Here is a 24,003-nt window from a genome sequence, read left to right as displayed (position 1 = left end):
GAATCTCAAGGAGTTTTCCGTTTCGACTGCGCCGGAAGTGGGGCGAATTATAGACTTCTGGAATCTGCCGTCAACACCTATTTTCATATTTCTGTCATATCAGTCAAAAAAGCCCCGTAAACGCGAAGGCCGACCTGCGAGGTCGGCCTTCTGCACTTCCAGCTACTTATAAGCTAGGGAATGCAAACTGCGACGCCTCATGGCTCGCACGCTGTGGCCAGCGCTGGGTGATCGCCTTGCGACGGGTATAGAAGCGTACGCCATCCGGACCATACGCATGCAGGTCGCCAAACAGCGAACGCTTCCAGCCGCCGAAACTGTGATACGCCACCGGCACCGGTAGCGGTACGTTGACGCCGACCATACCGACTTCGATCTCGTCGCAGAATAGCCGCGCCGCTTCGCCGTCGCGGGTGAAGATGCAGGTGCCGTTGCCGTATTCGTGATCGTTGATCAGTTGCATCGCCTCTTCCAGGCTGTTGACGCGAACGACGCACAGTACCGGTCCGAAGATTTCTTCTTTATAGATGCGCATCTCAGGGGTGACGTTATCGAACAGGCAGCCGCCGAGGAAGAAGCCTTCTTCATGACCGGCCACGCTCAGACCACGACCATCGACCACCAGGGTCGCGCCCGCCGCCACACCGTCGTCCACGTACCCGCTGACCTTGTCACGCGCCTGACCGGTAACCAACGGCCCCATGTCCAGGCCGCACGACGTACCGGCACCGATTTTCAGCGCCTTGATCTGTGGGACCAGTTTCGCCACCAGCGCGTCCGCGACCTGGTCGCCAACACACACGGCTACCGAAATCGCCATGCAGCGTTCGCCGCAGGAGCCGTAAGCCGCGCCCATCAGTGCGCTCACCGCGTTGTCCAGATCGGCGTCCGGCATCAGCACCGCATGGTTCTTCGCGCCGCCCAGTGCCTGCACGCGCTTGCCGCGCTTGGTGCCTTCGGCGTAGATGTATTCGGCAATCGGTGTCGAACCGACGAAACTCAGCGCTTTGACTTCCGGCGCTTCGATCAGCGCGTCCACCGCAGTCTTGTCGCCATGGACCACGCTCATCACGCCTTTCGGCAACCCGGCTTCCAGCAGCAACTGAGCAATCAGCAGCGTCGAGCTTGGATCGCGCTCGGATGGCTTGAGGATGAAGCAGTTGCCGCAGACGATCGCCAGCGGATACATCCACAGCGGCACCATGGCCGGGAAGTTGAACGGAGTGATACCGGCAACAATCCCCAACGGCTGGAAGTCCGACCAGGCGTCGATGTTCGGGCCGACGTTGCGGCTGTACTCGCCCTTGAGGATTTCCGGGGCGGCGCAGGCGAACTCGACGTTCTCGATACCGCGCTTCAATTCACCGGCCGCATCTTCCAGGGTCTTGCCATGCTCTTCGCTGATCAGTTGCGAGATGCGTGCTTCGTTCTGCTCCAGCAGTTGCTTGAAACGGAACATCACTTGCGCGCGCTTGACCGGTGGCGTGTTGCGCCATGCCGGAAACGCGGCTTTGGCGGCATCGATGGCTTTCTGAATGGTGGCCTGGCTGGCCAATGGCAGTTTGTGGATCGCCTGGCCGGTCGACGGGTTGAAGACATCCACCGCGCGACCGGTTTCGGTCACCAGTTCGCCATTGATCAAATGCGGGATAACGCTCATCGAACACTCCTGAATTCTGGTCCACGGGCACCCGTAAAGGAGCGCCCGGTTGTGTAGGTATATATAGAAGGAAAATCAGTCGAGCTTGTTCAGCACTTCGCCGACCGCGTCGAACAGACGATCGAGGTCTTGCGGCTTGCTGTTGAAGGTTGGGCCGAACTGCAGGGTGTCGCCGCCGAAGCGTACGTAGAACCCGGCTTTCCACAAGGCCATGCCCGCTTCGAAAGGACGCACGATCGCGTCGCCGTCGCGCCCGGCAATCTGGATCGCGCCGGCCAGACCGTAGTTACGGATGTCGATGACGTTCTTCGAGCCTTTCAGGCCATGCAGCGCGTTTTCAAAATGCGGCGCGACTTCGGCGACGCTCTGCACGAGGTTTTCCTTCTGCAGCAGGTCGAGTGCCGCCAGGCCAGCGGCACACGCCACCGGGTGCGCCGAGTAGGTATAGCCGTGAGGGAATTCCACCGCGTATTCCGGCGTCGGCTGGTTCATGAAGGTCTGGTAGATCTCGGAGCTGGCGATCACCGCGCCCATTGGAATCGCGCCGTTGGTGACTTGCTTGGCGATGCACATCAGGTCCGGGGTCACGCCGAAGCTGTCGGCGCCGAACATCGAGCCGGTACGACCGAAACCGGTGATCACTTCATCGAACACCAGCAGGATGTTGTGCTGATCGCAGATCTCGCGCAGACGCTTGAGGTAACCCTGCGGCGGAACCAGTACGCCAGCCGACCCGGCCATCGGCTCAACGAACACCGCAGCGATGTTGGAAGCGTCGTGCAGTTCGATCAACTTCAGCAGTTCATCGGCGAGGGCGATACCGCCCTGCTCCGGCATGCCACGGGAAAAGGCATTGCTCGCCAGCAGTGTGTGCGGCAGGTGATCGACATCCATCATCGCCTGACCGAACAGTTTGCGGTTGCCGTTGACGCCCCCGAGGCTGGTGCCGGCGATGTTCACGCCGTGGTAGCCACGGGCACGGCCGATCATTTTGGTCTTGGTCGCCTGACCTTTCAGACGCCAGTAGGCACGGACCATTTTCACCGCAGTGTCGGCGCACTCGGAGCCCGAATCGGTGAAGAACACATGGTTCAAGTTGCCCGGGGTCAGCTCGGTGATCTTCTCAGCCAGCTGGAACGACAACGGATGACCGTACTGGAAACCCGGCGAGTAATCGAGGGTGCCCAGTTGTTTCGAAACGGCTTCCTGAATTTCCTTGCGGGTGTGCCCGGCGCCGCAGGTCCACAGACCGGACAAGGAGTCGTAGATCTTGCGGCCCTTGTCGTCGAACAGCCAGCTGCCTTCAGCGCCGACGATCAGACGCGGGTCGCGCTGAAAGTTGCGGTTGGCGGTGTACGGCATCCAGTGCGCGTCCAGCTTCAGTTGGCTGGCCAGTGGCGACGGCGCGTTTTCAGGCATGTTCATCGGGCAAAACCTCGCAGGGCATAAGCGTCAGGGAGAGGGAAAGCGTTGTTGCAGCTAAATTGCCACGGCGATAAAGTCGGTGAAATTCAACTCTTCTAACCTTCAGTTAGATCTTTGCTAAACAAAGAGAACAATAAATGAGCAGCCGCCGCCCCGATCCGCTGGCCCAGGTCAGTGATTTTGATATACGCCTGCTGCGGATTTTTCGCAGCGTCGTGGAATGTGGCGGCTTCTCAGCAGCGGAAACCGTGCTCGGCATAGGACGCTCGGCGATCAGCCAGCAGATGAGCGATCTGGAACAGCGCCTTGGCCTGCGCTTGTGCCAACGCGGGCGGGCCGGGTTTTCCCTGACCGAGGAAGGTCGCGAGGTGTATCAGTCGGCACTGCAGCTTTTGAGTGCGCTGGAAAGTTTCCGCACCGAGGTCAACGGCCTGCACCAACACCTGCGGGGTGAATTGATCATTGGCCTGACCGACAACCTCGTCACCCTGCCGCACATGCGCATCACCCACGCCCTCGCGCAACTGAAGGAGCGTGGGCCGGATGTACAGATCCAGATTCGCATGATTGCGCCAAACGAAGTCGAACAAGGTGTGCTCGACGGACGTTTGCACGTCGGCGTGGTGCCGCAGGCCAGTGCGCTGTCGGGACTGGAATATCAGCCGTTGTACAGCGAGCGTTCGCTGCTTTATTGCGCGGTGGGGCATCCGCTGTTTTATGTCGACGATAAACAGCTCGAGGATCAACGTCTCGACAGCCAGGACGCGATTGCGCCGACCTTCCGGTTGCCAGCAGAAATTCAGGCGCATTATCAGGCGCTCAATTGCACCGCCAGTGCGTCGGATCGAGAGGGCATGGCGTTTCTGATTCTGACCGGGCGCTATATCGGTTATCTGCCGGATCACTACGCCAGCCTTTGGGTGCAGCAAGGGCGGTTGCGTGCGCTCAAGGCTGACACGCGTTTTTATGATTTGAGTCTGGCATCGGTCACGCGCAAGGGGCGGCGCCCTCATTTGGTGCTGGAAAGCTTTTTGGAGAGTCTGGCGGCTACGCGTTGATAGGGACCGCAACATTGGTGAAGTACAGCAAGATCAAGGGATCGCAGCCTTCGGCAGCTCCTACAGAGAGAATAAGTTGAGCAAGTGGACAGCTTTTTGCAGAGCAGGATCAAATCCGATCCTTGAAGAAGCCCAGCGCCATGCAGCCAGATTCCGATTCGTCCAGTGAACTGATCTACGGCCTCAACGACCGTCCCAAACCACTCGCCGCGATCCTCGCCGCGTTGCAACACGTGCTCGCCAGTTTCGTCGGCATCATCACCCCGCCGCTGGTCATCGGCTCGGCGCTCGGGCTGACGGCGCATCTGCCGTATCTGATCAGCATGGCGCTGATGGTTTCGGGTGCCGGCACCTTTATCCAGGCGCGGCGGCCATTCGGCATTGGCGCGGGGATGATCTGCCTGCAAGGCACCAGTTTCGCTTTTCTCGGCGCGGTGCTATCCGCCGGGTTTCTGGTCAAGCAACGCGGCGGCAGCCCTGAAGATATTCTGGCGATGATTTTCGGCGTGTGCTTTTTCGGCGCGATCGTACAAATCGTGCTCAGCCGTTTCATCGGCCAGTTGCGCCGAGTGGTGACCCCCCTGGTGACCGGTATTGTGATCACGCTGATCGGCATAAGCCTGATCAAGGTCGGCATTACCGATCTGGGTGGCGGCTTCAATGCGCCGGACTTCGGCGCGCCGGGCAATCTCGCCCTGGGCGTATTTGTGCTGCTGACGATCATTCTGCTCAACCGCTCGAACACGCCGTGGGTAAGGCTGTCGGCGATCATCATCGGACTGGTGCTCGGCAGTCTCGCGGCGTGGCTCAGCGGGAAATTGCTGCCGCAGCCATTGCCTGACTTGCCGCTGGTGAGTTTTCCTACGCCGTTCAAGTTCGGATTCAACTTCGACTGGACAGCTTTCCTGCCGGTCGCGCTGATTTATCTGATAAGCACCCTCGAAACCGTCGGTGACCTCACCGCCAATTGCATGCTCGCCCGCCAGCCCATCAGCGGCCCTTCTTATATAAGTCGCCTGCGTGGCGGCGTGCTCGGTGACGGTGTGAGCTGCATGATCGCGGCGACCTTCAGCGCGTTCCCCAACACGACCTTCGCCCAGAACAACGGTGTGATTCAGCTGACGGGCGTCGCCAGCCGCTACGTCGGCCTGTACATCGGCGCGATCCTGTTCTGCCTCGGCCTGTTCCCGATGATCGGCGCGGTGCTGCAACAGATACCGAAACCGGTGCTGGGCGGTGCGACGCTGGTGATGTTCGGCGCGGTGGCGGCGGCGGGCGTGCGCATTCTCGCGCAGTCACCGCTGGACCGGCGCAGCATGCTGATCATCGCCACTTCGTTCGGCGTTGGCCTCGGCATCGCTGCGCAACCGAACCTGCTGCACCTGCTGCCGAAACTGGTGCAGAACCTGTTCGACTCGGCGATCACCAGCGGCGGGCTGACGGCAATCTTCCTGTGTCTGCTGTTGCCGGAAGGCAAAACTGCGGCGGCCAAAAGCCCCGCGCCATTGAACAAGATCGAACAGGCGTAACTGTTTTTCCGCGCAAGGACTTGTCGGATGCCTGTGGGTGCGCTATCAACGCAACTGGTTGCACCCACAGACAATCCCGGAAGTGCCTATGACCTTTGAAGTCCCAGCCCACGGCGGCAAACCCGCCAGCCGCATTCGTCAGAAGAACGAAGAGACCATTCTCAAAGCCGCCGAAGACGAGTTCGCCCGTCACGGGTTCAAAGGCACCAGCATGAACACCATCGCGCAGAATGCCGGGTTGCCCAAGGCCAACCTGCATTACTACTTCACCAACAAACTCGGTTTGTATGTGGCGGTGCTGAGCAACATCATCGAGTTGTGGGACAGCACCTTCAACACCCTCACCGCCGAGGATGATCCGGCCGAAGCGCTGACCCGCTACATCCGCGCGAAGATGGAGTTCTCCCGGCGCCAGCCCCAGGCCTCGCGGATATTCGCCATGGAAGTGATCAGTGGCGGCGAATGCCTGAGTGAATATTTCAATCAGGATTACCGCGCCTGGTTCACCGGGCGCGCGGCGGTGTTTCAGGCGTGGATCGATGCAGGCAAAATGGACCCGGTCGATCCGGTGCATCTGATCTTCCTGCTGTGGGGCAGCACGCAGCACTATGCCGACTTCGCCACGCAGATCTGCCGGGTCACCGGGCGCAGCAAGTTGACCAAGCAGGACATGGAAGACGCCGGCAACAACCTGATCCGCATCATTCTCAAAGGCTGCGGCCTCACTCCTTCTCTATAAGACGTTTATGCCTTTCACCCTCAGCGGTCTTTGCGAGTACCGCGAAGAGATTCGCAAAAGCCGCTTCATCACCCTGGCGACGCCGATCGGCAGCCCCGCCGACGCGCAGGCATTTTTCGAGCAGCACAGCGATTTGAACGCCACGCACAATTGCTGGGCGTGGAAACTCGGGGCGCAGTATCGCAGCACTGACGACGGCGAACCGGGCGGCACCGCCGGGCGCCCTATTCTGGCAGCGATCGAAGCCCAGGACTGCGATCAGGTCGCAGTCCTGGTGATCCGCTGGTACGGCGGCATCCAATTGGGCACTGGCGGCCTGGCCCGAGCCTATGGCGGCGGCGCCAACAAGTGCCTGCAAGCGGCGGAAAAAGTCGAATTGATCAGCCGCGTGCCCCTGAGCTGCGCCTGCGGATTTGCCGAATTGGCACTGGTGAAGTTGCGCGTGGCGGACCTGGGTGGGTTGGTGGTGGAGGAAAACTTTACCGCCAATGGCGTTGAGTTGAGGTTGGCGGTGGGTGAGGCGCAGATTGAATTGCTGCAGAGCCAGTTGGCTGATCTGAGTCGTGGGCGGATTCTGTTGCAGCGTTGAGAAGATCAAAAGATCGCAGCCTTCGGCAGCTCCTACGGGGGTCCCGCATTCCAACTGTAGGAGCTGCCGAAGGCTGCGATCTTTTAGGGCATTCCCCAATTAGCAAGTTGCCCACACCTGCTGTGCACCCGACTGTGGATAACCTGAGTACATACCGCTGTAACCCTTCTGTCATGCGGCTTTGCGCGATTTGTTCACTTTTCGTTCAATTGATCCGACGAAACGGAAATCCACCGTAAAAACAAACAGTTACTGTCGTTTATCACCATTAGAAGAAAGCAGTGCAGTGCTTATGCCCGGCCTCAACGCTTGCGCACAATTACTGTGGAGCAACCTGTGGATAAGCCGTTCATGACCGCCGCAGGCGCTGGATTTGCCTAGCCCAGGGACAATTGCTCGTTTTTTAACCAACCTGACGCGAGCAAAACTGGAGCCTGATCAACGGCTTTGCGCTGAATTGGTGCCTCGGAGCATGTCAAAAAGAGCGCCGATGCGCTGTCATCGGTGCCTGCGGGCGGATGCGCAAAGCGTTCCTGACTCAATGGCCAGGAAATTGCTTTATCCACAGGCACAAGTCCAAGTCAGTCGAGCCTGCCATGTCCATCGCCCCTTCCCCACCGCGCCTGCAGCTGCGCCAGATCAGCAAACGCTACCCCGGTTGCCTGGCCAACGATGCCATCGACCTGAGCATCGCGCCGGGTGAAATCCATGCCCTGCTCGGGGAAAACGGCGCGGGCAAAAGTACGTTGATGAAGATCATTTACGGTGTCACCCAGTGCGATAGCGGTGAAATGCTCTGGCAGGGGCAGCGCGTGCAGATCCGCAATCCGGCGCAGGCGCGGCAGTTGGGCATTGGCATGGTGTTCCAGCATTTCTCGCTGTTCGAAACCCTCAGCGTCGCGCAGAACATTGCCTTGGCGATGGGCGCGGCGGCGGGCACGCCCAAGCAACTGGAGCCGAAGATTCGCGAAGTATCACGGCGTTATGGCATGGCGCTGGAACCGGAGCGACTTGTCCACAGCCTGTCGATTGGCGAGCGGCAGCGGGTAGAAATCATTCGTTGCCTGATGCAGGACATCCGCCTGTTGATTCTCGATGAGCCGACCTCGGTGCTGACGCCGCAAGAGGCTGACGAATTGTTCATCACCCTGCGTCGCCTGGCCGCCGAGGGCTGCAGCATTCTGTTTATCAGCCACAAGCTCGGTGAAGTGCGCGCCTTGTGCCACAACGCCACGGTGCTGCGCGGCGGTCGGGTTGCCGGGCATTGCCTGCCGGCGCAATGTTCGGATCAGCAATTGGCGCAACTGATGGTCGGCGAAGCGGCGGCGTTGATTGGCGACTATCCGAAGGTCAGCGGTGGCGCGACTTTTCTACAGGTTGACGGGTTGAGTTGGCACAATCCGGATCCGTTTGGTTGCTCGCTGCACGACATCGACTTGCAAGTACGCAGCGGTGAAATCGTCGGCATCGCCGGGGTCGCTGGCAATGGGCAGGACGAGTTGCTCGCCCTGCTCAGCGGCGAACAGCCCTTGCCTCGTGCGCAAGCGGCGACCCTTCGCTTCGCTGAGCGCAACGTCGCTGATCTGCGCCCGGATGCGCGGCGCAAACTGGGCCTGGCCTTCGTCCCCGCCGACCGACTCGGCCACGGCGCGGTGCCGGAGTTGAGTCTGGCCGATAACGCCCTGCTCAGCGCTTTCCAGCAAGGCCTGGTCAGCCACGGGCTGATTCAACGCGGCAAAGTCGAAGCCCTCGCGCAACAGATCATCCAGCGTTTCGGCGTTAAAACTCCAGGCACGCAAACCGCCGCGCGCAGCCTCTCCGGCGGCAACCTGCAGAAATTCATCCTTGGTCGGGAGATCCTTCAGCAGCCGAAATTACTGATCGCCGCGCACCCGACCTGGGGCGTCGACGTCGGCGCCGCCGCGACCATCCATCGCGCCTTGATCGCCCTGCGCGATGCCGGCGCGGCGATCCTGGTGATTTCCGAAGACCTCGATGAACTGCTCCAGATCAGCGATCGCCTCGGCGCGCTGTGCAGCGGGCGTCTGTCGGCGCTGCAAGACACCTGCGCGACACAACTGAGCGATGTCGGCGCGTGGATGGCTGGCCAGTTCGATCACTCACCCTGCGCCGCCTCGGTTTAACGGAGTTTCAACCATGCTGCTTTCTCTCGAACCCCGTGGTCAGCAATCGCGCCTGATGCTGTGGTGCTCGCCGTTATTGGCGGCGGTGCTGACTCTCGGCTGCGGCTCGCTGTTGTTCATCGCGCTGGGCCACGATCCATTGCAAACCTTGCACACGCTGCTGATTGCACCGCTCAGCGATCTGTATGGTGTGTCCGAATTACTGGTCAAGGCGCTGCCGATTCTGCTCTGCGCACTGGGACTGGCCGTGGCCTATCAGGCACGGATCTGGAACATCGGCGCCGAAGGCCAGTTGCTCCTCGGCGCGCTGGCCGGCAGTGCTGTGGCGGTGAACATTATCGATGTGCAAAGTCGTTGGGCGCTGGTGCTGATTCTGCTGACCGGCACCTTTGCCGGTGCCGCATGGGCCGGGCTTACCGCGTGGCTGCGCACACGCTTCAACGCCAACGAAATCCTCACCAGCATCATGCTCAACTACATCGCATTGAACCTGCTGCTGTTCTGCGTGCACGGGCCTTTGAAGGATCCGGCGGGCTTCAATTTCCCCGAGTCGGCGATGTTCGGCGATGCCAGTCGTTTGCCGCTGCTGCTGGAGGACGGGCGGGTTCATGCCGGGGTGTATTTCGCCCTGCTCGCGCTGGTCGCGGTGTGGGTGTTGCTGCAGAAAAGCTTTATCGGTTTCCAGATCAAAGTGCTGGGTCTGGACAAGCGTGCGGCAGGCTTCGTCGGCTTTCGCGAGAAGCGTCTGATCTGGCTGGCGTTGTTGATCAGCGGTGGTCTGGCCGGGCTTGCGGGTGTCTGCGAAGTGACCGGGCCGATCGGCCAACTGGTGCCGCAGGTGTCGCCGGGTTATGGCTACGCGGCGATCACCGTGGCGTTTCTCGGGCGCCTCAATCCGCTCGGCATTCTGTGCTCGAGCCTGCTGATGGCACTGCTGTACATCGGCGGCGAGAGTGCGCAGATGTCGCTCAATCTGCCGCAGGCAATCACCCAGTTGTTCCAGGGCATGATGCTGTTTTTCCTGCTCGCCTGTGACGTGCTGATTCTCTATCGGCCACGCCTGAAACTGCGCTGGACCCGGCGCGCCTCGACCCCTGCCGTAACCGCCGGAGCGCTGTGATGGACATCGATCTGTTGAGCAATATTTTCTACGCCATGGTCCGCTGCGGCACGCCGCTGCTGCTGGTGGCATTGGGTGAATTGATCTGCGAGAAGAGCGGCGTCCTCAATCTGGGTCAGGAAGGCATGATGCTGTTTGGCGCGGTGATCGGATTCATCGTCGCGCTGAACAGCGGCAACCTGTGGCTCGGCGTGCTGTTGGCGATGTTGGCCGGGATGTTGTTGTCGTCACTGTTTGCTCTGGTCGCGCTGGTGTTCAACGCCAATCAGGTGGCGACCGGGTTGGCGTTGACGATTTTCGGTGTCGGACTTTCGACCTTCGTCGGCGCGGCCTGGGTCGGTAAACCGCTGGCGGGTTTCGAGCCTTTGGCGATTCCGTATCTGAGTGAGATTCCGCTGATCGGGCGGATGCTGTTTGCTCAGGACTTGCTGGTGTATCTGTCGTTCGCGCTGTTTGCGCTGGTGGCGTGGGTGATCATCAGAAGTCGTGTCGGGCTGATCATTCAAGCGGTCGGTGAAAACCCCGATGCAGCGAGTGCGATGGGCTTGCCGGTGCTGACCGTGCGCACGTTGGCGGTGTTGTTTGGCGGAGCCATGGCCGGGCTGGCCGGGGCGTATCTGTCGCTGGCCTACACACCGATGTGGGCAGAAAACATGACCGCCGGACGCGGCTGGATCGCCCTGGCGCTCGTGGTATTTGCCAGTTGGCGGGTCTGGCGTTTGTTGCTCGGGGCGTATCTGTTCGGCCTCGCCAGCATCCTGCACCTGGTGGCACAGGGGTTGGGGCTGGCGATTCCGTCGAGCCTGCTGGCGATGCTGCCGTATGTGGCGACGATTGTGGTGCTGGTGTTGTTGTCCCGCGATGCCGTGCGGACGCGGTTGTATGCGCCGGTTTCGTTGGGGCAGCCTTGGCAGGCGGGGCATTAGGCATACACAGGAACTGTGGCGAGGGTGCTTGCTCCCGCTGGGGCGCGAAGCGGCCATCAACAGTGAGCCTGGACGATCTCGCACTCAGGCTTTACGACTGCTGCGCAGCCGAGCGGGAGCAGGCTCCCTCGCCACATATGGGGAGTGCCTGAACCACACCCCACGCCAGTTCAAAGACAAGAAAAACCACAAGAATCGAACTGGCCCCATGCAACAGGGCATACCCCTGCCACGCCGCAAACAGAAACCGCGCCACCGCGTCATAACGTCCATACAGCGCCTGCGGATCACGAATCCGCAGCACCGCCCAAACGCACACCACCGAGCCCAACAGATTCGCCATCAACATATGCAGCGGTTGAAACGCCGGTAGTTCTCCCGGCCAGTTCAGTGCCGTCAGCAACTGATGCACAAGCGCAAAACTCCACGGCGTGACAAACGCTGCCGTGACGATCAGGTCATACCAGGCGCTGCCGCGCACCACGTTGCGATATTGCGTTGCCGTCCACATCGTTCCAGCTCCAAAAATTCGGGGAGCACGCACGGTAAAGCCTGGGGTATGCTCCAAGGTCAATACCTCCTTTGAGATCCAGCATGCGCATCGGTGAATTAGCCCGGGCCAGCGCCGTCAGTCGTGACACCTTGCGCTTCTACGAGCAGCGCGGGCTGATCGCGGCACAACGCAGCGCCAACGGCTATCGCGACTATCCGCCGGAGATGCTGCAACTGGTGCTCTATATCAAAACCGCGCAACGCCTTGGCTTTAGCTTGGGCGAGATCGGCAACAGTGTCGCCGCCCTCTGGCATGCCCCCGACCCGGGAAATGCCGTGGCGCAATTGCTGCGCGACAAACTGCAATTGATTGAAACCCGCATGAGCGAACTCGACACCCTGCGCCAGGAGCTGAAACTCCGGCTCGGTCAGGCGTGTCCATTGAATCCTGAACGCTGACTTTCAAGGAAACCCCATCATGTCTCAGGCAAAAAACGCACTGATCATCGGCGCCTCTCGGGGCTTGGGCCTCGGGCTGGTGAAGACGTTGCTGGGCGACGGCTGGCAAGTGACCGCCACCGTGCGCAATCCGCAGAAGGCCGAGGCGCTGCAAGCGCTGGGTGATGTGCGCATCGAGAAGCTCGACATGGACGATCAGCAAGCGGTGATCGCCTTGAGCCAGAAACTCAAGGGCGAAACATTCGATCTGTTGTTCGTCAACGCCGGGGTCAAAGGCCCGGACGTGCAGACCCCGGGCGGCGCGACCCTGGCCGAGGTCGGCCAGCTGTTTTTCACCAACGCAGTGGCGCCGATCAATCTGGCTCAGCGCTTCGTCGGGCAGATCCGCGACGGCAGCGGCGTGCTGGCGTTCATGAGTTCGGTGCTCGGCAGCGTGACCATGCCCGACGCGCCGGAACTTGCGCTGTACAAGGCGAGCAAGGCAGCTCTCAATTCGATGACCAACAGTTTCGTCACGCAACTGGGCGAGCAGAAACTCACCGTGCTGTCGCTGCACCCGGGCTGGGTGAAGACCGACATGGGCGGCGAAGGCGCCGATCTCGATGTCGAGACCAGCACACGCGGGCTGATCGATCAGGTCAATGCGTTTACCGGCAAGGGCGGGCATCACTTCGTCAATTACAAGGGTGAAACCATTCCCTGGTAAGTCTACAAATCTCCTGTGTAGGAGCTGCCGAAGGCTGCGATCTTTTGATTTTCAAGATCAAGATCAAGATCAAAAGATCGCAGCCTTCGGCAGCTCCTACACGGGACCGTGGTGTCCGGTCGGGTTGGGCTTGCCCGATGCGGCGATTTGTTTGAAACTGCGCGCCTCGTCCTTCGCGGCGACCCTGGATCAGCAGACAGGGCAACACTGAGCTGGCAACCCTGAACCCAACTTTCAGAGGAGCCGGCCACAATGCCTGCGACCCGTACCTGGTTAAAAAATCCCCTCGCCATTTTCACCTCCAACGAACTCGACGCCCGTGGCGGTCTTGTCGTGCAAGATGGTGTCATCGTCGAAGTGCTCGCTGCCGGTCAGCAGCCGTCGGCGCCGTGCAATGAAGTGTTCGATGCCCGCGAGCATGTGATCCTGCCGGGCCTGATCAACACTCACCATCATTTCTATCAAACCCTGACCCGCGCCTGGGCGCCGGTGGTCAATCAGCCGTTGTTTCCGTGGCTGAAAACCCTGTACCCGGTATGGGCGCGTCTGACGCCGGAAAAACTCGCCCTCGCAACCAAAGTGGCGCTGGCCGAATTGCTGCTCTCAGGCTGCACCACTGCTGCCGACCATCACTATCTGTTCCCGGACGGTCTGGAAAACGCCATCGACGTGCAGGTCGAAACGGTGCGCGAACTGGGCATGCGCGCCATGCTCACGCGCGGTTCGATGAGCCTCGGCGAGAAGGACGGCGGCCTGCCTCCGCAACAAACGGTGCAGGAAGGTCAGGTGATTCTCGACGACAGTCAGCGGCTGATTCACGAGTACCACGAGCGTGGCGACGGCGCGCAGATCCAGATCGCCCTGGCGCCGTGTTCGCCATTTTCGGTGACCCCGGAAATCATGTCGGCCAGCGCTGATCTGGCGAACAAGCTCGACGTGCGTCTGCACACCCACCTGGCAGAAACCCTCGATGAAGAAGACTTCTGCCTGCAGCGCTTCGGCCTGCGCACCGTCGATTATCTGGACAGCGTCGGCTGGCTCGGCCCGCGTACCTGGCTGGCCCACGGCATCCATTTCAACCCCGACGAAATCGCCCGCCTCGGCCAGGCCGGCACCGGTATCTGCCATTGCCCAAGCTCGAACATGCGCCTGGCTTCCGGCATCTGCCCGAGCATCGAGCTGACCGACGCCGGCGCGCTGTTCGGTCTCGGTGTGGACGGTTCAGCGTCCAACGATGCTTCGAACATGATCCTCGAAGCGCGTCAGGCTCTGTACATCCAGCGCCTGCGTTACGGCGCCGAAAAAATCACCCCGGAGCGCGTGCTGGGCTGGGCGACCAAAGGTTCGGCGAGCCTGCTCGGCCGTAGCGACATCGGCGAAATCGCCGTGGGCAAACAGGCGGATCTGGCGTTGTTCAAGCTCGATGAACTGCGCTTCTCCGGTAGCCATGATCCGATTTCAGCGTTGCTGCTGTGCGGTGCCGATCGGGCCGATCGAGTGATGATCGGGGGCAAGTGGCGTGTGGTCGATGGCCAGGTTGAAGGGCTGGACCTGAAAGGTCTGATTGCCGATCACAGTCAGGCGGCTCGCCAGTTGATCGCCGGGACCTGACTCACCGTCGTTCAAAACTGTGGGAGCGAGCCTGCTCGCGAAGAGGGAGTGTCAGACAACATGTTTGTTGGATGACACACCGCTTTCGCGAGCAGGCTCGCTCCCACGTGGGTATCTGCCAGCCCTAAAGGCCTAGTAGCGACAGCATGATAAAGGTCGCAAACAGCACAAAGTGCGTCATGCCCTCGATGGCATTGGTCTCGCCGTCATTGAGGTTGATCGCGCTGACGATCAGGGTAATGAAGATCATCACTGTCTGCACCGGGGTCATCGCCATTTGAAATGGCTGGCCGGTGTACAGCGCCATTGCTTCCATGACCGGCACGGTGAGGATTACTGTCGACAGTGACGCACCCATCGCGATGTTGACCACCGACTGCATACGGTTCGCCAGTGCGGCACGCAATGCGGTCAGAATCTCCGGCGCTGCCGAAATCGCCGCCACCAGAATCGCCGTGATCACCGGCGGCGCGCCCGTGCCTTCCAGACCCAGATCAAGCGTCTTCGACATGACCTCGGCCAGCGCGCCGATGATCACCACTCCCGACACCAGAATGCCGATCGACAACGCCAGGCTGACCGGTTTCGGCTCCTGCTCGACCGGCTCCTTGCGGCGGCGTTTGTCCGGGTAGCTGTAGCTGAAAAAGTAACTGTGCGGGCCGACCTGCATGCGCAGGAACAACGCATAGAGCACCACCATCGCGCCGATGGTGAACGCCGAATAAATCTTCCAGTTGGCCTGGGGAATGAACTCCGGCACCACCATCGACACGCCCATCGCAGTGAGGATCATCACACTGTAACTGCGCGCCGAATCGTCGTTGTAGGACTGCTCGCCGTGTTTGATCCCGCCCATCAATGCGGCAAGGCCGAGGATGCCGTTGATGTCGAGCATCACCGCCGAATAAATCGTGTCGCGCACCAGGGTCGCCGAGGCTTCGTTGCTCATCATGATCGCCAGGATCACCACTTCGACCAGCACCGCCGAGAGCGTGAGGATCATCGTGCCGTAGGGATCGCCAACCTTTTCCGCGAGCAGTTCGGCGTGATGAGCGACGCGCATCGAAGCGGCGACGATGAAGGCGATCAGCAGCAGACCGCCGACCAGCGCGACGATCTGGCCGCTGTGCAGCAGCCAGTGTTCCAGTGGATAAGCGACGCAGGCGGCAAGGACTGCCAGCAGCAGGAAGCTTTCTTGTTTGAGGATCGAGAGCATGACGGGCCTTTTGCCGAAAAGAGCTGATGAAGCTACTGACTGCCAGGCGGCGCTAACGTTTCGTTACATCTTCGCGCACCAACCCATGGCGGTGCTTCGTCAGGTGCACCTTTATTGGCCTTGAGGGCCCTATCGCGAGCAGGCTCACTCCTACAGTTGAAATGCATTCCCCTGTAGGAGTGAGCCTGCTCGCGATAGCCATCACGCGGTTCTCGAAAGTTTGTTGTCCTGTTGGTCAGCAATTTGCATTGACCCCGAACACACACAACAAAACGGGGTTCGGGTTCATGCCAATACGTCTGCTGCACAAACTGCTGTACGCCGCCATCGGTCTGGGAATCAGCCTGAGCGCCAGCGCTGCCGATCCGCTGAAGGTCGGTTTCGTCTACATCGGCCCGATCGGTGACCACGGCTGGACGTATCAGCACGAACAGGGGCGCAAGGCGCTGGCGGAGAAATTCGGCACGCAGATCACCACCAACTACGTGGAAAACGTCGCCGAAGGCGCCGACGCCGAGCGGGTGATCCGCAACATGGCCAAGGACAAATACGATCTGATCTTCACCACGTCATTTGGCTACATGAACCCGACGGTGAAAGTCGCCAAGCAATTTCCCAAGGTGACGTTCGAACACGCCACCGGCTACAAGCAGGACAAGAATCTCGGCACCTATCTCGCGCGCACTTACGAGGGCCGTTACGTCAGCGGATTCCTCGCGGCGAAGATGACCAAGACCAGGAAGATCGGCTACGTCGCCTCGTTCCCGATTCCGGAAGTGATCCGCGACATCAACGCCATTCAGCTGGCGTTGAACAAGTACAACCCTGGCACCGAAATCAAAGTGGTCTGGGTCAACTCGTGGTTCGATCCGGGCAAGGAAGCCGATGCCGCCAACGCGCTGATCGACCAGGGCGTCGACGTGGTGTTCCAGCACACCGACAGCCCGGCGCCGATCCAGGCTGCCGAGCGACGCGGCGTGTATGCCGTGGGTTACGCCTCGGACATGGCCCACTTCGGACCGAAAGCAGTGCTGACCTCAATCGTCAACGACTGGGCGCCGCACTACATTCAGGCAACGCAAGGGGTGATCGATCACACCTGGAAATCCCAGGATTACTGGGGCGGGTTGAAGGAAGGCACGGTGGAACTGCCGATCAGCGACCTGGTGCCGGCGCCGGTAAAAGCCGAGGCCGAGCAGTTGATTGCCGACATCAAGAGCGGCGCATTGCAGCCGTTTACCGGGCCGATCAAGGATCAGGCCGGCGCCGAAAAAATCCCCGCAGGCGTGAGTGCCACCAACGCGGAACTGGCGTCGATGAATTACTACGTTGAAGGCATGAAGGCCGAAATGCCGAAGTAGTCCCAGCCCCACCACCATCCCCTGTAGGAGTGAGCCTGCTCGCGATAGCGGTGTTTCATTCAGCAAATGTGTTGCCTGGTACACCGCTATCGCGAGCAGGCTCACTCCTACATTTGATCTTCTGTGTCCTCAAGGATTGTGTATGGATCAGCTCCCCATCATCGACATCAGCCCGCTCTACAGCACCGACGAAAACGCTTGGCCCGCCGTGGCCGAGCAGATCGACCACGCCTGTCGCGAGTGGGGCTTTTTCTATATCAAGGGCCATCCGGTTTCCCCACGGCGCATCGACGCCCTGCTCGATCACGCCCAGCGTTTCTTCGCCCTGCCCGCCGCGGAAAAACTCCAGATCGATATCACCCAGACCCGCCACCATCGCGGGTACGGTGCGATTGCCACCGAGCAACTGGACCCGGACAAACCCAGCGATCTCAAAGAAACCTTCGACATGGGCCTGCACCTGCCGGCCGAGCATCCCGAGGTGCTCGCGGAAAAACCCTTGCGCGGCCCCAATCGCCATCCGACGCAACCCGGCTGGGAATCGCTGATGGAGCAGCATTACCTCGACATGCAGGCGCTGGCGCAAACCCTGTTGCGGGCGATGACCATTGCGCTGGGCATCGAGCGCGATTTCTTCGACACGCGCTTCGTCGAGCCGGTCAGCGTGTTGCGCATGATCCATTACCCGCCGCGCCACACCGCCAGTTCCGCCGAGCAGCAAGGTGCCGGCGCCCACACCGATTACGGCTGCATCACTTTGCTCTACCAGGACAGCGCCGGTGGCTTGCAGGTGAAGAACGTCAACGGTAAATGGATCGACGCGCCACCGATTGACGGCACGTTCGTGGTCAACCTCGGCGACATGATGGCGCGCTGGAGCAACGACCGTTATCGCTCGACCCCGCACCGGGTGATCAGCCCGCTGGGCGTGGATCGCTATTCGATGCCGTTCTTCGCCGAACCGCACCCGGACACGCGCATCGAATGCCTGCCCGGTTGTCAGGACGCGCAGCATCCGGCGAAATATCCGACGACCACCTGTGCTGAATTCCTGCTATCGCGCTTCGCCGATACCTACGCCTATCGCCGCGAGCAAGAGGCTGTCTGATCGATCACCTGGTCAGGTTTTGCCAATTGTTGCGGCCAGCCTCTGTAGAATGCCGGCATTGCACCTGATGAGAAAAGACTATGTACGACTGGCTCAACGCCCTGCCCAAAGCCGAACTGCACCTGCATCTGGAAGGTTCGCTGGAGCCTGAATTGCTGTTCGCCCTGGCCGAGCGCAACAAGATCGCCCTGCCGTGGAGCGACGTGGAAACCCTGCGCAAGGCGTACGCCTTCAACAATCTGCAGGAATTTCTCGACCTGTATTACCAGGGCGCCGATGTGCTGCGCACCTCGCAGGATTTCTACGACCTGACCTGGGCCTACCTGCTGCGCTGCAAGGCGCAGAACGTGATTCATACCGAACCGTTCTTCGATCCGCAGACCCACACCGATCGGGGTATCCCGTTTGAGGTGGTGCTCAATGGCATCGCCGCTGCCCTCAAGGATGGCGAGACGCAACTGGGCATCAGCAGCGGTCTGATCCTCAGCTTCCTGCGCCATCTCAGCGAAGACGAAGCACAGAAAACCCTCGATCAGGCGCTGCCGTTCCGTGATGCGTTTGTCGCAGTCGGTCTCGACAGTTCAGAGATGGGCCACCCGCCGAGCAAATTCAAGCGCGTCTTTGATCGCGCCCGCGACGAAGGCTTCCTCACCGTTGCCCACGCCGGCGAAGAAGGCCCGCCGGAGTACATCTGGGAAGCCATCGATCTGCTGAAAATCCAGCGCATCGACCATGGCGTACGCGCCATCGAAGATGAGCGTCTGATGCAGCGGATCATTGACGAGCAGATCCCGCTGACGGTGTGCCCGCTGTCGAACACCAAGCTCTGCGTATTCGATCACATGTCGCAGCACAACATCCTCGACATGCTCGAGCGCGGCGTGAAGGTCACGGTGAACTCCGACGACCCGGCGTATTTCGGCGGGTACGTGACCGAGAATTTCCACGCGTTGCACGAACATCTGGGCATGACCCAGGATCAGGCCAGGCGCCTGGCGCAGAACAGCCTGGATGCGCGGTTGGTAAAACCATAAGCAACACCGCAAAACCAATGTAGGAGTGAGCCTGCTCGCGATAGCGGAGTGTCAGTTGGAAAATCCATATCTGACACTCCGCTATCGCGAGCAGGCTCACTCCTACAATTTGACTGTGTTCAGCCAGTAATTTCTGCTTCGGTCAGCTCCTCAAGGGTCTTGCCCCGCGTCTCCATCCCGAACAGCCACACCACCCCCGCCGCTATCGCAAAGCACGCCGCGCCCAGCGCGAACACTCCGCCCTGCCCGGTAATCGGGAATACCAGTCCGGTCACCAGTGGCCCGAGCAACGAACCGACGCGGCCGATCGCCGAGGCGAATCCCGAGCCGGTTGCCCGTGCCGACGTCGGGTACAGCTCCGGCGTGTAGGTATAGAGCACCGCCCACATGCCGAACAGAAAGAACTGCATCAACAGCCCGGTGCCGATCAGCAACGCCACGTTGCCGCCGAACACCGCGCTCTGCCCATACAGAAACGCCATCACCCCGCCGCCAAGCAAGGTGACGATGCACACCGGTTTGCGCCCCCAACGCTCAACCAGCCACGCCGCCATGAGGAACCCGGGAATCCCGCCCAGCGAGATCAGCACCGTGTAGTAGACCGACTGCGTCACGGCGAAACCCGACTGCTGCAACAATGCGCTGAGCCATGAAGTCAGCCCGTAGAAACCCAGCAATGCAAAGAACCACAGGCTCCAGATCATCGTCGTGCGCTGGCGATATTGCGGCGACCAGATCTGCTTGAGTGCCGAGAAGAAATTGCCCGGTGGCGTCACCGTGCGCGGCAGACGAACCGGTTCCGGCAACGCTGCACCGCCCATGGAAGCACGCACACGCGCTTCGATGCCGTCCAGCACCTTGTCCGCGTCGGCGTCGCGGCCGGCCTGTTCCAGCCAGCGCGGTGACTCGGGAATGAAAAAGCGGATCGCCAGAACGAACACCGCCGGCACTGCCAGCACCAGAAAGATATCGCGCCAGCCAATCAGCGGCAGCAGGAAGTACGAGAGCACGCCAGCCGCGACAAACCCCAGCGGCCAGAAGCCGTCCATCAGGGCGATGTAGCGCCCGCGCCGCTGCGCCGGAATCAGCTCAGACAGCATCGATTGCGCGATGGGAAACTCCATGCCCATGCCGATTCCCAGCAGGATGCGGAACAGCGTCAGCGTCTCCACCGTCTGCGCTGTTGAACACAGGTAACTGGCCACGCCCCACAGCACGATGCTCCACTGAAACACCGGTTTGCGTCCGAAGCGGTCGGCGAGCATCCCCGACAACGACGCCCCCAGCACCATGCCGAAAAAGCTCGAACTGGCCAGCAGCCCCGCCTGTGCACTGCTCAGGCCGAACTCGGCTTTGATCGAGCCGAGCAGGAAGGTCATCATCGCCAGATCCATGGAATCGAAGAAAAATGCCAAGGCGATGATGATGAAAATGACGCGGTGATAACCACTGACCGGCAGCCGTTCCAGGCGCTCAGCCGCGCTAAAGCGTTGTGTATTCATGTTGCGCTCCCCCATCCGGAAAATCCCCGGATCGAGTGTGCGTGATGGTCATTCGGAGGCCGTACTGGATACGACCTGTTCACAGCCGTAGACGACGTTGCGCTTCAGCTCATTGCAGGGCAATGCTCTAGAACGCTCCTTCCAGCTCGGTTTCCTTGGCAAAGCGATGGATTTCGCGCTGGCCGGTGGCGGTCAACTGCAAGGCGCGGGAGTCGTTGGGCAAGGTCAGCCAGCCAGACTGCATGAACAACTGCAACAGCGCCGCGCCGAGTGAGCCACCCATGTGCGGACGGCGCTCGCTCCAGTCCGGGCAGGCACAGGCCACCTGCACGTTGCGGTGCGCCAGGGCCTGAATGAACACGCCGCGCTGGGCCAGTCGGGTCGAGCCCTTGTGCGTCACTACCACCCGCTGCTCAAGCTGTTCGATCCAGCCGGCATCGAGCAGGCGCTGATACAGGTCGGCTGCCAGGGTGCCGCCCAGATGATCGTCGCAGAACCGCGCGCGCAACAGCGAAGACGGCGCCGCCTGCGGCCTGACCATGGTCGAGGTGCGTTTCAGCGCAGCGGGGATTTGCCGTGGCGCGCTGGCAATGGTTGCGCTGGCCAATGCCTCGATCGCCGCCCCGACTTCCGGAGCCGCCAGGCGAAAGAAGCGTTTGCGCCCACGCATTTCGACGTTCAACAGACCACCTGCGGACAGTCGCCCCAGATGCGCACTGGCCGACGACGGCGAGAGCCCGGCCAGCAGCGCCAGCTCTTCGGCTTGCCGCGCCGAGCCATCCATCAACGCCCACATCATCGCGCTGCGCTTGGGGTCGGCCAGCAATGTCGCGATCTGGCTGATGCACGGTGCATGTTCCATATGTTCACTCCCTGTTGAATCGTATCGTCTACCGCTCGGAGACATCTTGGCCGCTAACGGATGATCGGCCAACACGCGAAAATCGCCCTGGATCGGGGCAAGGGATGCCACCGACACCAGCTGCTCCGGCACACAACCTGGCAGCAGAAGTTGCAACCGTCACCAAAAGCCGGCAACGCGTTACGGGGTCTGCGCGCCGGGTGTCAGTGCAGGCATGAGGCGGGCGCTAGTATAAGCGGGTTACGCCAGACGTCCTGCGCCCGGGCCTGCGCAGGTGGCGATTGTTCCTGACAGAAATTTCTCTATTTGCCTGCGACTAATGATCAACTTTGTGGAAAGCGGGAAATTGACTACTCAATTCGGCGCATCGACTGGCGAGCATCTCCCTCAGCAGGTTCACCGGCTTACTCAATTGTGCGCGATGGGCGCACAACAGATTCAGCGGTGCGCGCTCACACAGCAGTTCCGGCATCAGGACCTTGAGGCGCCCGGCGAGCACATCGGTACCCACGTCGAGCCAGGATTTATAGGCAACCCCGGCACCGGCCAGCGCCCATAACCGCACCACGTCGGCATCATCGCTGAAGCGATCGCCGCTGACGGTCAGGCTGACGTCGCGCCTGCCATCGTGAAAACTCCAGTGGTCGTGAACGCGGCTGCCGAGCATGTACAACAGGCAGTTGTGCTGGGCCAGTTGCTCGAGCTGGCGCGGCTCGCCGTGTCGGGCCACATAATCGGGCGATGCGCACAACACCCGGCGATTGTGTGGCGCGATGGGCAAGGCAATCAGGCTGGAATCTTCCGGCTCGCCATAGCGCAAGGCGATGTCCACCGGTTGCCGGAACAGATCGGCGATGCGGTCACCCAGCAGCAGGCGCACCGTCAGTTTCGGGTGTTCCCGCTGGAACGCGTCGAGCCACGGCAGCAGCAGATTGCGACCGAAGTCCGAGGGCGCCGAAAGCTGCAGGATCCCGCTGACCTGATCCTGCCCGCTGGCCAGCAGGCGGCGGCCTTCGTCGAGATTGCTCAGGGCGGCGCGGGCGTATTCGAGGAAGCCTTCACCTTCGGCGGTCAGACGCAGGCTGCGGGTCGAACGCGCCAGCAGGCGTGCGCCCAGTTGCTGCTCGATGCGCTTCAACGCCGCACTGGCCACCGCCGCCGACATGTCCATCCCCCGCGCCGCCGCCGACAGGCTGCCCAGATCCGCCGCGCGGACAAACAACTGCAAGTCATCAAAACGCAGCATGCACAGCCTCGATTATCAAAAAAATATTGAAAGAGCCTGCTCTTTTAGCCGCTTTTATCGCGCAGAGAAATAGCCAATGATGGCCTCCATCGAATTCATCCCGATTTTCTTCTTCTATCACCTGTACGGAGCCATCCATGAAAGCCATCGCCTATTACGCGTCCCTGCCGATCAGCGACACCAAGTCTCTGCAGGACATTGAACTGCCAGAGCCGGTCGCCGGCCCGCGCGACCTGTTGGTGGAGGTCAAAGCCATCTCGGTCAACCCGGTCGACACCAAAGTGCGGCAGAACGCGGCGCCGGAAAACGGCGCGGCGAAAGTGCTGGGCTGGGACGTTGCCGGTGTGGTCAAGGCGGTCGGCAGCGACGTCACCCTGTTCAAGGCCGGTGACAAGGTGTTCTACGCAGGTTCGATTGCCCGGGCCGGTGGCAACAGCGAACTGCACGTGGTCGATGAGCGCATCGTCGGCCATATGCCAAAGTCCCTCGGTTTTGCCGAAGCCGCCGCGCTGCCGCTGACCGCGATCACTGCTTGGGAATTGCTCTTCGAGCGCCTGCAGATCAGCGAAGGCAACACCGATCAAGGCCAGAGCCTGCTGATCGTCGGTGCGGCGGGGGGCGTCGGCTCGATCCTTACTCAACTGGCCAGGCAGTTGACCGGCCTGAAAGTCATCGGCACCGCTTCCCGCCCACAAACCCGTGAGTGGGTCAGTGAACTCGGTGCCGATCTGGTCATCGATCACAGCCAGCCCCTGAGCGAAGAGTTGAAACGCGCCGGCATCGACAGCGTGACCCATGTCGCCAGCCTGACCCAGACCGATCAGCATCTCGCGCAACTGGTCGAAGCCCTCGCGCCGCAAGGCAAACTGGCGCTGATCGACGATCCGAAGTCGCTCGACATCAGCCTCCTCAAGCGCAAGAGCCTGTCGCTGCACTGGGAGTTCATGTACACCCGTTCGCTGTTCGAAACGCCAGACATGATCGAACAGCACAAGCTGCTCAACCGCGTCGCCGAGCTGATTGACGCCGGGACTTTGAAAACCACCCTGGGCGAGCACTTCGGCGTGATCAACGCGGCCAACCTGCGGCGCGCCCATGAGCTGCTGGAAAGCGGCAAGGCCAAGGGGAAAATTGTTTTAGAAGGTTTCTAAACAATAAAAGCCCCGCAGTCGCTCGTGATCCCAGAGCGGTTGCGGGGCTTTTTGCCGTCAGTCAG

The 24,003-nt window shown here is 60.9% G+C and carries 21 protein-coding genes; 14 read left to right on the top strand and 7 right to left on the bottom strand.

Annotated elements, in window-relative coordinates; all coding sequences use genetic code 11:
- Positions 1 to 166 precede the first annotated feature (166 nt).
- Positions 167 to 1,660 (bottom strand): CoA-acylating methylmalonate-semialdehyde dehydrogenase, encoded by a 1,494-nt coding sequence (locus tag QRN33_RS14980; RefSeq protein ID WP_285409213.1) that lies wholly within the window; start codon positions 1,658 to 1,660, stop codon positions 167 to 169.
- A gap of 75 nt (positions 1,661 to 1,735) precedes the next feature.
- The gene (gene aptA / locus QRN33_RS14975) at positions 1,736 to 3,085 is read right to left on the bottom strand and encodes an omega-aminotransferase AptA (protein WP_042609779.1); all 1,350 of its coding nucleotides are present in this window, start codon (positions 3,083 to 3,085) and stop codon (positions 1,736 to 1,738) included.
- A gap of 137 nt (positions 3,086 to 3,222) precedes the next feature.
- Here aptA and QRN33_RS14970 point away from each other — a divergent pair, with 137 nt between their 5' ends.
- The 7 genes from QRN33_RS14970 to QRN33_RS14940 all read left to right on the top strand — a co-directional run bounded on the left by QRN33_RS14970 (position 3,223) and on the right by QRN33_RS14940 (position 11,190).
- Entirely contained in the window at positions 3,223 to 4,143 is a 921-nt protein-coding gene (locus QRN33_RS14970) for a LysR family transcriptional regulator (RefSeq protein WP_042609778.1), read from the top strand.
- A 140-nt stretch (positions 4,144 to 4,283) separates the two neighbouring features.
- On the top strand, positions 4,284 to 5,672 hold the full coding sequence (locus QRN33_RS14965; protein ID WP_285409210.1) for a uracil-xanthine permease family protein: 1,389 nt from the start codon (positions 4,284 to 4,286) through the stop codon (positions 5,670 to 5,672).
- An 88-nt stretch (positions 5,673 to 5,760) separates the two neighbouring features.
- A complete protein-coding gene (locus QRN33_RS14960) occupies positions 5,761 to 6,411 on the top strand; it encodes a TetR/AcrR family transcriptional regulator (RefSeq protein WP_024011475.1) in 651 nt (216 codons plus the stop codon).
- 7 nt (positions 6,412 to 6,418) lie between these two features.
- Positions 6,419 to 7,000, top strand: a complete 582-nt coding sequence (locus QRN33_RS14955) for an IMPACT family protein (RefSeq protein ID WP_252881252.1) — start codon at positions 6,419 to 6,421, stop codon at positions 6,998 to 7,000.
- A 596-nt stretch (positions 7,001 to 7,596) separates the two neighbouring features.
- Positions 7,597 to 9,144: an ABC transporter ATP-binding protein gene (locus tag QRN33_RS14950; protein ID WP_285409206.1), complete on the top strand. Its 1,548-nt coding sequence runs from the start codon at positions 7,597 to 7,599 to the stop codon at positions 9,142 to 9,144.
- 13 nt (positions 9,145 to 9,157) lie between these two features.
- Positions 9,158 to 10,264: an ABC transporter permease gene (locus QRN33_RS14945; protein ID WP_285409204.1), complete on the top strand. Its 1,107-nt coding sequence runs from the start codon at positions 9,158 to 9,160 to the stop codon at positions 10,262 to 10,264.
- Positions 10,264 to 11,190 (top strand): ABC transporter permease, encoded by a 927-nt coding sequence (locus QRN33_RS14940; protein WP_285409202.1) that lies wholly within the window; start codon positions 10,264 to 10,266, stop codon positions 11,188 to 11,190. Before QRN33_RS14945 ends, QRN33_RS14940 begins: the two co-directional genes overlap by 1 nt.
- Positions 11,191 to 11,281: 91 nt before the next feature.
- Here the strand turns inward: QRN33_RS14940 and QRN33_RS14935 are convergent, their stop codons facing one another.
- Complete coding sequence (locus tag QRN33_RS14935) at positions 11,282 to 11,701, bottom strand: hypothetical protein (RefSeq protein ID WP_116659176.1); 420 nt, start codon at positions 11,699 to 11,701, stop codon at positions 11,282 to 11,284.
- An 83-nt stretch (positions 11,702 to 11,784) separates the two neighbouring features.
- Here QRN33_RS14935 and QRN33_RS14930 point away from each other — a divergent pair, with 83 nt between their 5' ends.
- From QRN33_RS14930 to QRN33_RS14920, 3 genes are all read left to right on the top strand, one after another.
- Complete coding sequence (locus QRN33_RS14930) at positions 11,785 to 12,141, top strand: MerR family transcriptional regulator (RefSeq protein WP_083354145.1); 357 nt, start codon at positions 11,785 to 11,787, stop codon at positions 12,139 to 12,141.
- A gap of 19 nt (positions 12,142 to 12,160) precedes the next feature.
- Positions 12,161 to 12,847, top strand: coding sequence for an SDR family oxidoreductase (locus QRN33_RS14925; RefSeq protein ID WP_016771812.1), 687 nt, complete (start codon positions 12,161 to 12,163; stop codon positions 12,845 to 12,847).
- Positions 12,848 to 13,099: 252 nt separating this feature from the next.
- Positions 13,100 to 14,458, top strand: coding sequence for an 8-oxoguanine deaminase (locus QRN33_RS14920; RefSeq protein ID WP_016771813.1), 1,359 nt, complete (start codon positions 13,100 to 13,102; stop codon positions 14,456 to 14,458).
- 124 nt (positions 14,459 to 14,582) lie between these two features.
- Here QRN33_RS14920 and QRN33_RS14915 read toward each other — a convergent pair whose 3' ends face one another.
- Complete coding sequence (locus tag QRN33_RS14915) at positions 14,583 to 15,674, bottom strand: calcium:cation antiporter (RefSeq protein WP_042609771.1); 1,092 nt, start codon at positions 15,672 to 15,674, stop codon at positions 14,583 to 14,585.
- Positions 15,675 to 15,961: 287 nt separating this feature from the next.
- On the opposite strand from QRN33_RS14915, the gene QRN33_RS14910 reads away from it, so the two are divergent.
- The 3 genes from QRN33_RS14910 (at position 15,962) to QRN33_RS14900 (ending at position 19,177) form a co-directional block, all read left to right on the top strand.
- Positions 15,962 to 17,035 (top strand): BMP family ABC transporter substrate-binding protein, encoded by a 1,074-nt coding sequence (locus QRN33_RS14910; RefSeq protein ID WP_285409197.1) that lies wholly within the window; start codon positions 15,962 to 15,964, stop codon positions 17,033 to 17,035.
- 142 nt (positions 17,036 to 17,177) lie between these two features.
- Positions 17,178 to 18,143, top strand: a complete 966-nt coding sequence (locus QRN33_RS14905; protein WP_285409195.1) for a 2-oxoglutarate and iron-dependent oxygenase domain-containing protein — start codon at positions 17,178 to 17,180, stop codon at positions 18,141 to 18,143.
- A gap of 80 nt (positions 18,144 to 18,223) precedes the next feature.
- Complete coding sequence (locus QRN33_RS14900) at positions 18,224 to 19,177, top strand: adenosine deaminase (RefSeq protein WP_065615564.1); 954 nt, start codon at positions 18,224 to 18,226, stop codon at positions 19,175 to 19,177.
- A gap of 119 nt (positions 19,178 to 19,296) precedes the next feature.
- Here QRN33_RS14900 and QRN33_RS14895 read toward each other — a convergent pair whose 3' ends face one another.
- From QRN33_RS14895 to vimR, 3 genes are all read right to left on the bottom strand, one after another.
- A complete protein-coding gene (locus QRN33_RS14895) occupies positions 19,297 to 20,679 on the bottom strand; it encodes an MFS transporter (RefSeq protein WP_064362919.1) in 1,383 nt (460 codons plus the stop codon).
- Positions 20,680 to 20,806: 127 nt separating this feature from the next.
- Positions 20,807 to 21,541 (bottom strand): ArsR/SmtB family transcription factor, encoded by a 735-nt coding sequence (locus QRN33_RS14890; protein WP_285409193.1) that lies wholly within the window; start codon positions 21,539 to 21,541, stop codon positions 20,807 to 20,809.
- Positions 21,542 to 21,857: 316 nt separating this feature from the next.
- Positions 21,858 to 22,787 carry a transcription regulator VimR gene (gene vimR / locus QRN33_RS14885; protein WP_042609767.1) on the bottom strand — a complete coding sequence of 310 codons (930 nt, stop codon included), beginning with the start codon at positions 22,785 to 22,787 and terminating at the stop codon, positions 21,858 to 21,860.
- 137 nt (positions 22,788 to 22,924) lie between these two features.
- Here vimR and QRN33_RS14880 point away from each other — a divergent pair, with 137 nt between their 5' ends.
- Complete coding sequence (locus QRN33_RS14880; protein ID WP_227973618.1) at positions 22,925 to 23,938, top strand: zinc-binding alcohol dehydrogenase family protein; 1,014 nt, start codon at positions 22,925 to 22,927, stop codon at positions 23,936 to 23,938.
- The last annotated feature ends 65 nt before the right edge of the window (positions 23,939 to 24,003 follow it).

The organism is Pseudomonas sp. FR229a (assembly GCF_030209115.1).
In the GTDB taxonomy this organism is placed as follows: domain Bacteria; phylum Pseudomonadota; class Gammaproteobacteria; order Pseudomonadales; family Pseudomonadaceae; genus Aquipseudomonas; species Aquipseudomonas moraviensis_A.
This window is presented reverse-complemented; position numbering and strand designations above follow the sequence as displayed.